At 59.2% G+C, this 14,043-nt stretch carries 13 protein-coding genes and 1 pseudogene; 7 read left to right on the top strand and 7 right to left on the bottom strand.

The genetic code is table 11. The annotated features are described in order from the left end of the window. Positions 1 to 36: 36 nt before the first annotated feature. From QMX93_RS09455 to QMX93_RS09440, 4 genes and pseudogenes are all read right to left on the bottom strand, one after another. Positions 37 to 1,075, bottom strand: a pseudogene (locus tag QMX93_RS09455) (FUSC family protein). 64 nt (positions 1,076 to 1,139) lie between these two features. Beyond that, entirely contained in the window at positions 1,140 to 2,099 is a 960-nt protein-coding gene (locus QMX93_RS09450) for an HlyD family secretion protein (protein WP_053120670.1), read from the bottom strand. A gap of 2 nt (positions 2,100 to 2,101) precedes the next feature. After that, a complete protein-coding gene (locus QMX93_RS09445; protein WP_282355015.1) occupies positions 2,102 to 2,449 on the bottom strand; it encodes a DUF3302 domain-containing protein in 348 nt (115 codons plus the stop codon). A 102-nt stretch (positions 2,450 to 2,551) separates the two neighbouring features. Next, on the bottom strand, positions 2,552 to 4,177 hold the full coding sequence (locus QMX93_RS09440) for an NADP-dependent glyceraldehyde-3-phosphate dehydrogenase (RefSeq protein WP_053120666.1): 1,626 nt from the start codon (positions 4,175 to 4,177) through the stop codon (positions 2,552 to 2,554). Positions 4,178 to 4,869: 692 nt separating this feature from the next. On the opposite strand from QMX93_RS09440, the gene QMX93_RS09435 reads away from it, so the two are divergent. From QMX93_RS09435 to QMX93_RS09415, 5 genes are all read left to right on the top strand, one after another. Further along, complete coding sequence (locus QMX93_RS09435; protein WP_282355011.1) at positions 4,870 to 5,229, top strand: c-type cytochrome; 360 nt, start codon at positions 4,870 to 4,872, stop codon at positions 5,227 to 5,229. Between the two features lie 76 nt (positions 5,230 to 5,305). After that, positions 5,306 to 6,634 (top strand): D-arabinono-1,4-lactone oxidase, encoded by a 1,329-nt coding sequence (locus QMX93_RS09430; protein WP_282355147.1) that lies wholly within the window; start codon positions 5,306 to 5,308, stop codon positions 6,632 to 6,634. A 74-nt stretch (positions 6,635 to 6,708) separates the two neighbouring features. Beyond that, positions 6,709 to 7,917, top strand: a complete 1,209-nt coding sequence (locus QMX93_RS09425) for a DSD1 family PLP-dependent enzyme (RefSeq protein ID WP_282355144.1) — start codon at positions 6,709 to 6,711, stop codon at positions 7,915 to 7,917. Positions 7,918 to 8,102: 185 nt separating this feature from the next. After that, entirely contained in the window at positions 8,103 to 8,576 is a 474-nt protein-coding gene (locus QMX93_RS09420; protein ID WP_212550690.1) for a YbjN domain-containing protein, read from the top strand. A 173-nt stretch (positions 8,577 to 8,749) separates the two neighbouring features. Continuing rightward, positions 8,750 to 9,259: a GNAT family N-acetyltransferase gene (locus QMX93_RS09415; protein ID WP_282355007.1), complete on the top strand. Its 510-nt coding sequence runs from the start codon at positions 8,750 to 8,752 to the stop codon at positions 9,257 to 9,259. Between the two features lie 8 nt (positions 9,260 to 9,267). Here the strand turns inward: QMX93_RS09415 and QMX93_RS09410 are convergent, their stop codons facing one another. Continuing rightward, on the bottom strand, positions 9,268 to 9,960 hold the full coding sequence (locus QMX93_RS09410) for an aspartate/glutamate racemase family protein (protein ID WP_282355005.1): 693 nt from the start codon (positions 9,958 to 9,960) through the stop codon (positions 9,268 to 9,270). A gap of 199 nt (positions 9,961 to 10,159) precedes the next feature. Between QMX93_RS09410 and QMX93_RS09405 the strand changes: the two genes are divergently transcribed. Next, on the top strand, positions 10,160 to 10,651 hold the full coding sequence (locus QMX93_RS09405) for a hypothetical protein (RefSeq protein ID WP_053120651.1): 492 nt from the start codon (positions 10,160 to 10,162) through the stop codon (positions 10,649 to 10,651). 189 nt (positions 10,652 to 10,840) lie between these two features. On the opposite strand, the gene QMX93_RS09400 is transcribed toward QMX93_RS09405, so the two are convergent. Together QMX93_RS09400 and ccoN are read right to left on the bottom strand one after the other, a co-directional pair. After that, the gene (locus tag QMX93_RS09400) at positions 10,841 to 11,062 is read right to left on the bottom strand and encodes a cbb3-type cytochrome c oxidase subunit 3 (protein WP_282355004.1); all 222 of its coding nucleotides are present in this window, start codon (positions 11,060 to 11,062) and stop codon (positions 10,841 to 10,843) included. A gap of 15 nt (positions 11,063 to 11,077) precedes the next feature. Then, a complete protein-coding gene (gene ccoN, locus QMX93_RS09395) occupies positions 11,078 to 12,505 on the bottom strand; it encodes a cytochrome-c oxidase, cbb3-type subunit I (RefSeq protein ID WP_053120937.1) in 1,428 nt (475 codons plus the stop codon). Positions 12,506 to 12,959: 454 nt separating this feature from the next. Here ccoN and QMX93_RS09390 point away from each other — a divergent pair, with 454 nt between their 5' ends. Continuing rightward, complete coding sequence (locus tag QMX93_RS09390; protein ID WP_282355001.1) at positions 12,960 to 13,934, top strand: hypothetical protein; 975 nt, start codon at positions 12,960 to 12,962, stop codon at positions 13,932 to 13,934. Positions 13,935 to 14,043: the final 109 nt, after the last annotated feature.

Below are 14,043 nucleotides of genomic sequence, written 5' to 3'. Positions count from 1 at the left end.
ATGTCTGCGTTGTTACATGGGAAAATTCGCCGCGCTTCAGATGTTCCAGCGCGCCGCGGTTTTCGCTAGCCGCTGACGCATGTCGCCGATGTTCGCAGCAAGCTGTCGGGTCAATAAGCGATAACCGTCCAGCGCACTGTAAACCGGTGCGTCCAGGCCGGCGTCCGGCAACTCCACAGGTCGATCGAGACGTTGGCTTGCGCCGGTTTTCAACGCCCGTGCCATGCCGATCAATTGCACCCGAATCTGCCGGTGTTCAGCCTTCAGCGCTGATTGCAGATGCGCCATGGCCTCGGGGTCGTTAGCGTCCGGGCGGGTGTTGCCGAGGATTTCCAGGGTGCTGATGCACATGCGCAGGTTGCGCTGGATCGCATCCAGTTCGGTCATGGAAATCTTCACTTCCTTGGACACCGACGGCATCAGCGAGCGCAGTTGCACCATCACCGCGCCCAAACGGCCCATCAGTTTCAAATGCTCGTCTGCGCTGACCGGTTGGCCGCTGATGATCCGTCCATACACCGTGGCGCAATCGCGCAACGCATCAGCGAGGTTGTAGCGCCACGAGTACACGGCGTACAGCGGCAGCGCGAAGGAAAAGGCCAGGGCGAGGGCGATGCCGATCAGAATATCGACGCCGCGCCACAAGCCGTCGGTGATCGGGTTGTCACCATGCCCGGCGACGATAAACACAGTGATCGCCGAGAGCAGAGCGGTGTAACCCCCCCTTGCCGATGGCATGATACGAGAAGAATCCGCAGACCACCGCCATCGAAAAGTAAGTCAGCCACGGCATGCCGAGCCACGCCTGTTGCGCCACGAGAACCAAGCCTACGGCGGCGCCGATCAACGTGCCGGTGGCGCGCTCGGCGGCTTTTTTGCCGATGTTGCCGTGGTGTTGCAAGCCGCCAATCACCACCAGCATGGTCACCGAGGCCCATTCGCCGTGGGGCAGATTGATGCCGGTGGTCAGCAGAATCGTCGCCAGCAACCCGAGGGCCACCCGCACGGCGTGGATCAGTCGGGCGTGGCGGTAGCGCCGGTACGGATCGAGCAACGGTCGCAGGATTCGGCGCAATAGCGGTGGCAGTCGATGGGTGCTGTGAGTACTCAGTGCGAACCTCTCGTCAGTGTTTTTCAGATCAATGGAAAGGGAAAATGTAATTCATCCAGGCCGCCATGCGCAGGAGAATTTTGCGCATCGCGCCGATGTGATGAAAGTGCTGACTGTACAGCGCCGCCTGACCGTAAGCGCCGCCGGGCATCTGTTTGGCGTACTGGGCGTAGTCCGGATCGGTGATTTCAATGATCACTGGCACTCGCCCGGCCGGCGGTGAACCGGTGTAGCCGATCAACGTGCCGGACGGTTGAATCTGTCCTTCGGCAATCACGCCGATGACGCTTTTCACCCGACCTTCGAAGACCTTGCCGGGAATGCCGTCGAAGGCGACTTCTGCCTCGTCGCCGACGGTCAGACGCAGCAGGCTGTTCTGACGCATCCACGCAGCAAAATACTGGCCTTCTTCGGGGATAAATACCATGGACGGGCGCAGCGGCAACTTGCTCGCCATCATCCCCGGACGCAACGAAACGTGGGTGACGAAACCTTTGCTCGGCGCGCGAACGGTGGTGTTGTCCAGCTCGAACTGGGCGTTGTCGAGTTGCGCCTGCAGGTCATCGGTGCGTGAGATGGCGGCATCCAGTTCGCGCTGAGTGCCGAAGTTACGGCGGATCAATTCGGTGATGCGATAACGATCGCCCTTGGCCGCGACCAGTTGCGCCTTGAGCGATTTCACCCGGTTTTCAAACGGCGTCGGATCGATGCGAAACAGCACATCGCCTTTTTCCAACGGCTCGTTACCGTGCACCGGCACCTCGATCACCTGGCCGCTGACGATGGGAATCACTGGCACAGAAACGAAGTAGGAACGCGCCACCTCGGAGTAGGGGTGGTTGTAGTTCATGGTGAAAATCAGCGCACCGATGATCAGGATTCCGCCCAGAACGGCGGTGGGCACCGTCCATTTATTGAGCGGGATGCGGAAGATTTTGAACAGCGCGACACAGAATGCGGCGTACGTGAGGATGAGCAGCAGATCCATGCTCAGTTCCCCTCTTTATCAGAGCGCGGTGACTGCGACTCAAGTCGCTCAATGCGACCTTGCAGCTCTATGACTTGCTGTTCCAGCCGCAGCACATGGTTCTGCACCGGTTTGCCGTCACCGAAACCCCAACCGCGATCCTCGCGATACGCCATCGCCCAGATCCACAGAAACGGCCACAGCGCATGCAGGGTGAACAGGCTGACCCAGCCCGTGGCATGGATCGCATCCTGATGCGGGTGATTACGGTGAACGGCAATTTCGTACGGAATGTCATGCAGAACGATGATCCCGTAGAACAGCACGAGACCGACAAACACCAACAGACCCAACGCGACGTAATCAAGCATGTGCAGCTCCCGGCATCCAGTGCAGCGCTGGAATCAGTGTAGACACTGAAATGCCGGGGGCTTTGTGGATTTAGACGAGAAGCTGATGACTTCCCAATCCGCTTAGAAGATGTAGTCCGTGGTCAGGAAACTAGAATCGCGGCCACGAATGATTTCGCTGATCAGATCCTTGTTGCTGTCCTGGAACTTGGTCGCCACCAGTGTGCGGATCGAGAACACCCGCAGTGCGTCGTGCACCGATAACGTCCCTTCAGCGGAGTTTTTGCGCCCGTTGAACGGATAAGTGTCCGGGCCACGCTGACATTGCGCGTTGAGGTTGATCCGCCCGACCTGATTGGCAAAGGTGTCGACCAGTCGGCCGACCGCCACCGGGTTGGTGCCGAAGATGCTCAGCTGCTGGCCGAAATCCGACTCCAGCACGTAATCGATCACCGTATCGAGGTGACGGTACGGCACGATCGGCACCACCGGGCCGAACTGCTCTTCCTGATAAACGCGCATCTGCGGGTTCACCGGGTACAGCACCGCCGGGTAGAAGAACGATTCACGGGATTCGCCGCCATTGGGGTTGACCACTTGCGCGCCTTTGCTCTGCGCGTCGGCCACCAGACCGTGCAGATAATCGACTTTGCCAGCCTCCGGCAACGGCGTCAGCGACACACCGCTGTCCCACGGCATGCCCGGTTTCAGCGTGGCCAGTTTGGCGTTGAATTTTTCGATAAAGCTGTCGACCACGTCTTCATGGACGAAGAGGATTTTCAGTGCGGTGCAGCGCTGGCCGTTGAACGACAGCGAACCTGTGACGGCTTCGCTGACGGCATTGTCCAGATCGACCTCCGGCAAGACGATGCCCGGGTTTTTTGCGTCCAGACCCAGTGCGGCGCGCAGACGGTGTGGTTTCGGGTGCAGTTTTTTCAGGTCGCTGGCGGCTTTGTTGGTGCCGATGAAGGCGAAAATATCGATCTTGCCGCTGGCCATCAGCGCGCTGACCGTTTCGCGGCCGCTGCCGTAGATCACGTTGATCACGCCGGTCGGGAAGCTGTCGCGGAAGGCTTCAAGCAGAGGGCGGATCAGCAGGACGCCGAGCTTGGCCGGTTTGAACACCACGGTGTTGCCCATGATCAGCGCCGGGATCAGTGTGGTGAAGGTCTCGTTCAGCGGATAGTTGTAAGGGCCCATGCACAGCGCGACGCCGAGTGGTACGCGGCGGATCTGGCCGAGGGTGTCCTGTTCCAGCTCGAAACGACTGGAGCGGCGGTCGAGTTCCTTGAGCGCGTTGATGGTGTCGACGATGTAATCGCAGGTGCGGTCGAACTCTTTTTCCGAGTCCTTGAGGTTCTTGCCGATTTCCCACATCAGCAGCTTCACCACGGCGTCGCGCTGTTGGCGCATGCGGCCGAGGAAGGCTTCGACATGCTGAATGCGTTCGGCCACGCGCATGGTCGGCCACAGGCCCTGGCCACGGTCGTAGGCACGCACGGCGGCGTCGAGGGCGGTGAGGGCGGTGTCGGCATCAAGCAACGGCGTGCTGCCGAGGATGACTTGCTCGTCGCCATTGTCACCGTGCAGATACACCGGGCTGCGCACCGTGGCGAGCGGGCCGTCCCAGCGGCGCAACTGGCCGTCGACCAGATATTCACGTTGCTCGACCTGACCGTCGAGGCGATATTTTTCCGGGATGTCGCTGACAGAAGGGAACAGATTGCCAAGGATGTTTGCTGTGCTCATGTCGCTACCCCGCGTACGAATTTGAAAGTCTGTAACGGTTATACGCCTGAATGCCGCGAAATTTAAACCCGCAAATGTCACCCGAATGTCACCCAAACCCACAGAACAAAAGGGGTGGCCACACAGCCCCCCTGTAGGAGCTGCCGAAGGCTGCGATCTTTTGATCTGATCGTTTCCATGCTCTGCATGGGAATGCCTCAAGGGACGCTTTGCGTTCCAATCGGACGCAGAGCGTCCTGGGCTGCATTCCCACGCAGAGCGTGGGAACGATAATCAGACCGCAGAACAGAAGGGGTGACCCCATAGCCCCCCTGTAGGAGCTGCCGAAGGCTGCGATCTTTTGATCTGATCGTTCCCATGCTCTGCGTGGGAATGCCTCAAGGGACGCTCCGCGTTCCAATCGGACGCAGAGCGTCCGGGGCTGCATTCCCACGCAGAGCGTGGGAACGATCATCAGACCGCAGAACAGAAGGGGTGGCCACAAAGTATCCCTGTAGGAGCTGCCGAAGGCTGCGATCTTTTGATCTGATCGTTTTCATGCAGAGCGTGGGAACGATCATCAACAGGGGGATATGTCGGATTCGGCTGGCCCCGTTTGCCCCCCTCACTGTCCCGCAATGCCCTCAACCCGCTGGCGCGCCTGCCTTAAGGTGTGATCACAACAATAAGCGATGCCACCCTTGAGGATCGTCATGCGGGCAATTCCCATCACATTACTGCTGACTTTATCCGTTGCGCTGTTTGGCTGCGGCGAAGCCCCGAAACCCCCGGCCAGTTCAAGCACCAGCAACGCCATGCCCAAAGACCCGGCACTGGCGCAGATCTATGCCAACAGTTGCCAGCTCTGCCACGCCAATCCCGCCGCCAACGCGCCACTCACCGGCGACCGCAAAGCCTGGGAACCGCGCATCCAGCAAGGCGCCGACACGCTGCTCGACCACGCCATCAACGGCTACAACGGCATGCCGCCGATGGGTCAGTGCGTCGAGTGCAGCGAAGAACAATTTCTGCAATTGATCGGCTTCATGGCCGACCAGTCGCTCCCACAATAAGGTGCCCGGCATGACGATGGATCTGACACGGCGCCAGTTATTGCAACGGGCTAGCATCATCGGCGCGTTCAGCGCGTTGGCGAGCAATCCGGCTCTGGGCCAATTGATGCGCGCGCCACGGCTGATTCCGTGGCGCAACTGGTCGGGCGGGCAGAGTTGCCTGCCGGCGGCGCGCCTTGCGCCGAAGAATCTCGACGAACTGACAAGTGTGATCAAACAGGCCCAAGGCAAGATCCGCCCGGTCGGCTCGGCGCATTCCTTCAGCGCTCTGGTGCCCACCGACGGCACGCTGCTGTCGCTGAGCTACTTCAACGGCCTGCTCGATCACGATGCAAAAACCTTACAGGCGGAATTCGCCGCCGGCACACCAATGTCGCGCATGGGCGTACCGTTGAAAGACATCGGCCAGGCCCTGCAAAACATGGCCGACATCGATTACCAGACCCTCGCCGGCGCGATCTCTACCTCGACCCACGGCACCGGCAAAAACTTTCAGTCCTACTCGGCCCACGTTTGCGGCATGCAACTGGTGACCGCCAGTGGCGAGGTGCTCGATTGCGACAGTCAGCGTCATCCCGAGGTGTTCAACGCGGCGCGGGTCTCCCTCGGCGCCCTCGGCGTGGCGACCAAAATTCGTCTGCAAAACCGTCCGGCTTATCGTCTGCGCGAACGCCAATGGATCGCCAAGACCGAAGAGCTGCTGGAAGACATCGACAAGAACACCAGCGAAAACCAGCACTGGGAAATGCTCGTCGTCACCCACTCCGACTACGCCTTGTCCATCGCCCTCAACGAAACCGACGAGCCGGCCACGCCGCCCATCCCGCCGGAAGAAGAGGGCGGCAACGAGTTCGTCACTCTGATCGAAAAGATCGACAAATATGGCAGCGACTTCCCCGACCTGCGCCGCACCATGCTCAACAGCCTGCGCCATTTGGCGAGTTTCGATGATCGCATCGGCGACTCGTTCGACGTCTACGCCAACGTGCGCACCGTGCGCTTCAACGAGATGGAATATTCGGTGCCCGCCGAACACGGCCCGGCCTGTCTGCGCGAGATTCTCAAGCTGATTCAGGACAAGGATCTGCGCACCTGGTTTCCCATCGAGTACCGTTACGTCAAAGCCGACGACATTCCGCTGAGCATGTTCGAGGGCCGCGACAGCTGTTCGATCTCGGTGCACCAGCATTACCAGATGGATCATCACAACTTTTTTGCGGCGGTCGAGCCGATTTTCTGGAAGTACAACGGCCGCCCGCACTGGGGCAAATTGCACACGCTCAACGCGAAAAACCTGCAACCGCTGTACCCGCGCTGGCGCGAGTTTGTCGACGTGCGCCAAGCGCTGGATCCGAGCGGGCGATTCTTGAACGCGCATTTGTCATCGATTCTGGGGGTGAGCTGATGGCGGTTAATCGACGTAACTTCCTGCTCGGTACATTGGGTGTTGGCGCCTTGTTGGTCGGGGTTGGCGCGTGGTTGCGGCCGGGCGATCGTGGCGGGCCGTACAGCGATTATTTTCGTGCGCTCAATCGCGAGTTGAAAGATAAAGGCCCGATGCGGCCGGTGCTGCTGATCGATCTGGATCGACTCGATCACAACATCGACGTGGTCATGCAGTCGGTGAAGCGCGGCGGCAAACATTTGCGGCTGGTCGAGAAATCGCTGCCATCGCCGGGGCTGCTGAGCTACATCGCGCAACGCGCGGGGACACAGCGTTTGATGTCGTTTCATCAGCCGTTTCTCAATCACGATGCGGTGACGTTTCCGCAGTCGGATATTTTGCTCGGCAAGCCATTGCCGGTACGTTCAGCGGAGCTGTTTTACCAAACTCATAAGGGCACGTTCGATCCGTCGAAGCAGTTGCAATGGCTGCTCGACGGCCCCGAACGATTGCAGCAATACCTGCAACTCGCGCAGGGCTTGGGCACGCGGATGCGCATCAACATCGAGCTGGATGTCGGCCTGCATCGTGGCGGGGTCAGTGATGTGAATGTGCTGGGGCAAATGCTCACGCTGATCAGCGCCAACCCGCAGCATCTGCAGTTTGCCGGGTTCATGGGCTACGACCCGTTCGTGGGCATGGGCGTGCCGGGGATACTCGGTTCGCCCGAGGAATTGTTCGCCAAGGTCATGGTGATTTATCAGCGCTGCGTTGATTTCACTCGACAGCAGTTTCCCGGTTTGTGGCACGACGGACTGTGCCTGAACACCGCCGGCAGCCCGAGTTATCGCATGCATGAACATGAGAAGCTGAGCACGGAAGTGTCGGTGGGCACGGCGATGCTCAAGCCGACGCATTACGATTTGCCGTCGCTGACCGAGCATGTACCTGCGACCTATATCGCCACGCCGGTGTTAAAAAGCACCGGCGCGGTGAACATCCCGGCGCTGGACGACAAGTCGCGGCTGTATTCTTGGTGGGACGCGAATCAGCGCGAGACCTTTTTCATCTACGGCGGCAACTGGATGGCCGAATTCGAATCGCCGCAGGGTTTGCAGAGCAACACGGTATACGGGCGCAGCTCGAATCAGGAAATGGTCAACGGCTCCAGCGCTGTCGGCCTGAATATCGAAGATCAAGTGTTCCTGCGCCCGACCCAGACTGAAGCCGTGCTGCTGCAATTCGGCGATTTACTCGCGGTGCGCGGCGGCAAAATCGTCGACACCTGGCCGGTCTATTCCTGAAGCAAAAGATCGCAGCCTTCGGCAGCTCCTACATTGGGCGGTATTCCCCTGTAGGAGCTGCCGAAGGCTGCGATCTTTTGATTTTGATTCTCCATGCCAACCCGGCAGAACGGTCTACGCTTGAAAACGCTATGACCGAATCAGCCCAAGCATGGCGTCTCAATCTGAAGAACAAGGAAGATCCAATGACTCAATTGATCACCCAGGTGTCCCCGCAATCCTTGACCGACGTGCTGCAAGCCGCCGGTTATCGCGTCAACCAGACCGAACAGAACGGCATCGTCCAGCTACTCAGCGCCAGCCAGGGCATAGGCTACGCCGTGCGTTTCGGCAATCCGGCAGCGGAGCAGGGCAGCTACGTCGACTTCACCTTCAGTTGCGCATTGCGCGTGCAAGGTGAGCTGCCGGCCGGCGTCGCGGAACGCTGGAACGCCACTCGACGTTTTGCGCGGTTGTCGTTGCAGGGCGAATTTCTGGTGATGGAAATGGACGTGGTGGTCGGCGCCGGGGTCAGCAACGATCACCTCCGCGGCAACCTCGAATTGTGGGATCGCCTGTTGCAGGAGTTCATCGTCTATCTGCGCGATTTCAGCCAGACCGCGCAAGCCACCCCGGCAACCGTCGCCGTCGCCGAGCAAGAAGAAGTCGCCCTGACCTAACACAATCCCCCTGTAGGAGCTGCCGAAGGCTGCGATCTTTTGATCCTGGTTTTTAAGATCAAGATCAAAAGATCGGAGCCTTCGGCAGCTCCTACACGGTGTTTGTTTGTGGCGGATGAGGGCGTTGTCGGCTTAGAGTGGTCGGCCACACACGGATCACGGACGGATCTGCCATGCACGACGATAACCCCACTATTCACATCGAACGCTTCAGCGAAGCCCACATTGAGGGCATCACTGCGCTCTACAACGACCCGGCCGTGGCGCGGCAGGTGTTGCAGATGCCGTTTCAATCCACCGAAGTCTGGCGTCAGCGGTTGCAGGCGGAAAACGATCGGGCGGTGAAACTGGTGGCGCTGCATGAAGGTGTAGTGATCGGCAATCTCGGGCTGGAAGCGTTTTCACGGATTCGCCGGGCGCATGCTGGCAGTTTCGGCATGGCCGTTGCGGTGGCGTGGCAGGGCAAAGGTGTTGGGTCGAAACTATTGACGGCGGCTCTGGACGTCGCCGATAACTGGATGAACCTGCACCGCGTCGAGCTTTCGGTGTATGCCGATAACGAAGCGGCGATCAGCCTCTACCGCAAGTTCGGGTTCGAGGATGAAGGGCTGTTCCGCGATTACGCGGTGCGTGACGGGCAATGGGTCGACACCCTGAGCATGGCCCGTCTGCGACGCCACTAAAACCTGACTCAGTCGCCCAGTGCGAACGCCACCGCCGACTGTGCATGCAGTTCGGTGGTGTCGAGCAGGGGCAGGGCGCTGTGTTCGGGTTTGATCAACATGCCGATTTCGGTGCAGCCGAGGATGATTGCCTGAGCGCCGCGTGCGGTCAGGGATTCAATGACTTTTTGGTAGGTCTGCCGCGAGGCTTCGCTGATCACGCCGACACACAGTTCGTCGTAGATGATCCGGTGCACGTCCTTGCGCTCGGCTTCGTCCGGCACCAGAACCTTCAAACCCTGAGCGATCAGGCGCTGCTTGAGGAAATCCTGTTCCATGGTGAACGCTGTGCCGAGCAGGCCAACGGTACGTGCGTCGATTGCGATCGCAGCCTGGGCTGCCGGTTCGGCGATGTGCAAAAACGGAATGGTGATCGCTGCCTGAATCTGCTCGGCGACCTTGTGCATGGTGTTGGTACACAGCACCACGCAATCAGCGCCGCCGGCTTCGAGCCTGCGTGCAGCGTCCACCAGAATCGCCGCCGCATCGTCCCAGCGCCCGGCGTGCTGGGCTTGTTCGACCGGGCCAAAGTCGACGCTGTACATCAATATTTGCGCCGAACGCAGTGGCCCGAGCCGGTCGCGAACCTGTTGGTTGATGAGTCGATAATATTCGGCGCTGGACTCCCAGCTCATACCGCCGATCAGGCCGATGGTGCGCATTGAAATTCCTCGATCAATGATCTGTGTTTTCCCCGAGTGTCCTTTTCTTCAAGGCCTGATGCCAGCAGCAATTGACTGTACTGCTGATCTTTCACGCAAGTGTCACGGTGTGTTGCAAAACCGCAGGCGATTTACCGTACACCGGGGCTTCGATCTGCCACTATCGAACATCGCAGGATCCTTTCCGAGGCACACAGCAATGAGCGACGTACAGCAACTGGGCGAGATGCTTCGTCATTACGCCGAAAGCGAAGCGCACAAAAAGCAACTGTTCGAAACGCAGTCGCAGGTCTGGGCGAGCCGGATCGAAGGGCTGTTCGGCGATATTCAGCGATGGCTGGAGCCGGTGCAGGCGCCGAATCTGCTGGAAGTCAGCCGTGAGGCGTACGTTGCGTTCGGCCCGAGTACGCCGGTTGAGACCTCGACGTTCAAGACCGAGAAGCTGAGCATCGTGATTGCCGGCAAACCGGTGGAGTTTGTGCCCGATGTGATGGGCAGCGCCGGGCAGATTTCGCTGGCGGTGATGGGGCTGACAGCGGCGCGTTACGGCAGTATTTCGTTGGTGGGGCTGCCGGGCGGCGAGTGGCAGTGGCGCAAGACCAATGGTTTGAAGGATCCGGACACGTTTGTGTTCGATGCGAATTTTTTGGCGTTGCAATTGCAGAGCCTTATCCCCCGCGAACGCGGCTAAGATCAAGGGCATACCCCCTCACCCCAGCCCTCTCCCCCAAGGGGGCGAGGGGAAAGGGAGCCGATCTTTGTTGTGTTCAATTGCAAGTTCGACTCAGGACTTTCAGGTCGATGTACCTCGAACATCCAACCCGGTCAGTCCCCTCTCCTTTCGGGAGAGGGCTAGGGTGAGGGCAACCCCAGACCCACCTCAAATCTCCAGATTACCCCAACCCGATTTCACCACCTCCGGCGCCACCGCTTTCACGCTTTTCCCGGTAGCCAACTCAACCCGCCGCGCCACCTCCGGATCATCAGCAAACGGCACCATACTCGCCTCATCCAGACTCTCCGCCGTCTCCCGCCGCAAGCAGTACTCCACCGCCAGCCACAAAAACACCACGCCCAGCCCATCAAAAAACACCTCGATCATGACGGCCTCCCAGGCTCAGGCAATCTGCGCTTCACGCTGAGCCAGCGCCACATCAGCCACGCGCACCGTACGCCAGACGTTGTAAGCCATCAGCAACATCCCGCTAAGAAAAAACACCCCGCCGGCAAAACGCACGATGAACCCAGGGTGACTGGCCTGCAGCGCTTCGACAAACGAGTACGTCAGCGTGCCGTCCTCGTTGATCGCCCGCCACATCAGGCCCTGAGTGATGCCGTTGACCCACATCGAGGCGATGTACAACACCGTGCCAATCGTCGCCAGCCAGAAGTGCAGGTTGATCAGCGGCGTGCTGTACATCTGCTCGCGGCCGAAGACTTTCGGCACCATGTGATACGTCGCGCCGAAGGTGATCATCGCCACCCAGCCCAACGCCCCGGCGTGAACGTGGCCGATGGTCCAGTCGGTGTAGTGGGAGAGGGCGTTGACGGTTTTGATCGCCATCATCGGCCCTTCAAACGTCGACATGCCGTAGAACGCCAGCGACAGCACGAGGAAGCGCAGAATCGGGTCGGTGCGCAATTTATGCCAGGCGCCGGAGAGCGTCATCATGCCGTTGATCATCCCGCCCCAGCTCGGCGCGAGCAGGATCAGCGACATGGCCATGCCCAATGACTGCGCCCAGTCCGGCAGCGCCGTGTAGTGCAAGTGGTGCGGGCCGGCCCAGATGTACAAGGTGATCAACGCCCAGAAGTGCACGATCGACAACCGATACGAATACACCGGCCGATTGACCTGTTTCGGCACGAAGTAATACATCATCCCGAGGAAACCGGTGGTGAGGAAAAAACCCACCGCGTTGTGCCCGTACCACCACTGCACCATCGCGTCGGTGGCCCCGGAATACACCGGATACGACTTGAACCAGTCGACCGGAATCGACAGGTGATTGACCACGTGCAGCATCGCAATCACCAAAATGAACGCGCCGAAAAACCAGTTGCCGACGTAAATGTGTTTGGTTTTGCGCTGCACCACGGTGGTGAAGAACACCACGGCGTAGGCGACCCAGACCACGGCCATCCACACCGCGCCGGAAAATTCTATTTCGGCGTATTCCTTGGTGGTGGTGTAGCCCAGCGGCAGGGTAATCAGCATGATCACGATCACCGATTGCCAGCCCCAGAAAGTGAACGCTGCGAGGGTGTCCGAGTACAGCCGCACCTGGCAGGTGCGCTGTACTGCGTAGTAACTGGCGGCGAATTGCGCGCTGCCGGCGAAGCCGAAAATCACCAGGCTGGTGTGCAACGGTCGCAAGCGGCCGAAGGTGGTCCACGGCAAGTCCAGATTCATGTCCGGCCATACCAATTGAGAGGCGATCCATACCCCCATCGCCATCCCCACGACACCCCAGAAAATGGTCGCAATGACGAATTGGCGGACGACCTTGTAGTTATAAGCCTGTCCGATTATTGCTGTGCTCATGGTCAGTTCATCCACGGTTGCAAATTCTTGCCAGGCCACCCGGTCTGACATGGGCTGCACTGTAGGAACACCGTGGAAAACAAAACAGGCTCAGGAATTGTTGATTTGTGCGGATCAGATTTTGGCTTTGCCTGCGGCTATCTGACGCGGTCTGATATGGTTTTTGTGGTTTTTTCCGAATCTGTAACGTGTGGATGTTCTGTAGGAGCCGAGCTTGCTCGCGAAAGCGGTATACCAGTCAAACTGATAGTGCCTGACACGCCGCCTTCGCGAGCAAGCTCAGCTCCTACAAGGGATCTCCGGCGCCCATTCCAATATTTTTGGATGTGGGGGAAACCCTTACAAGCCTCCGCCATCGGGGATTTTCCCTTGGGTCGATGCTGGCCATTTGTTAAAGTCCCGCCCGCCAGCGGGATTCGGCTGGACGATGGAATCGATGAAGGGAGTCGGGTTTGTGAGTGTGGGCAAAAAGATTTTGGGCCTCACGGCGATGCTGTTGATGCTGACGCTGTGGGCCAGTTACTTCTATGTGTTCAAGGAAAACCGCAACGGCCAGCTCGGCGGTGTTGGCGAAAGTACCGCGTGGTGCGGCACGCCACCGTCCACGCAAGCGGCGTTGCTGGGCAAGGATCAACTGACCTTGCGCGTCACCAACAACCTGCGCGGCGAGTTCATGGTCGGCGGCTCATTGGTGGTGTCCGAGCGCACGTTCAATCGCTACGACCTCGGTCGCAATGAACTGCGCCTGAGAATGGAACCGTTACAGTGGACCTTCGGCGCGACGCCGATCTTCCTTGAACAAGTCAAGGTTCAGCCGCTCAGTCGCAACCTCGCCTCATCCAACAAAAGCGCCTACGCCGAATTGGAACCACGCCCTATCGGCGTTCAGGGCCAGGTCGCCGCGTTCCCGTTCGACACCTATCGCTACGGCTACAAACCGGTGCTCTATTACCTCAAGGGCAGCGAGCGCATCGACCTGCGTTTCAGGAACATCACCACGCTGATGGAAATGTCCAACACCTTCACGCCAATCCAGAAGTACAACCGCGTCGACTACATCAACGAAAAAAACTCGCTGAACCGCGACGAGGACTACAAGGCTTACGGGGCGCACGAATGTGCCTTTAGCGTTGAGCGTAAAGACTCGTTCAAAGTCGTGGTGTTGTTGATGTTGCTGGTGCTGTGCCTGCCGCTGATGCTGGTGTTTTATCGCGACGAACCGGGGATCGATTTTCTGGCCACGCTGGTGGGGATTGCTGTGGTGCGAGTGATGCTGGTCGGGCCGGTGCAGGACTTTCAGTTGTACAACATCGACTTTGTGTTTGGCGCGGCGATTTTGTTAGTGGGCACGGTGTCGCTGATCAAGGCGATGCGGGCGAGTAGTCGGCGGGAGATGGCGTTGAGGAGTGGGGAGAGCTCATCCTGGTAACCCCCTTTTTTTGATGCCCCCCTGTAGGAGCTGCCGAAGGCTGCGATCTTTTGATCTTAAAAACCAAGATCAAAAGATCGCAGCCTTCGGCAGCTGCTACAAGGAGAAT

The sequence above is a fragment of the Pseudomonas sp. PS01303 genome, assembly GCF_029959385.1.
Taxonomy (GTDB): Bacteria; Pseudomonadota; Gammaproteobacteria; order Pseudomonadales; family Pseudomonadaceae; genus Aquipseudomonas; species Aquipseudomonas rustica.
This window is presented reverse-complemented; position numbering and strand designations above follow the sequence as displayed.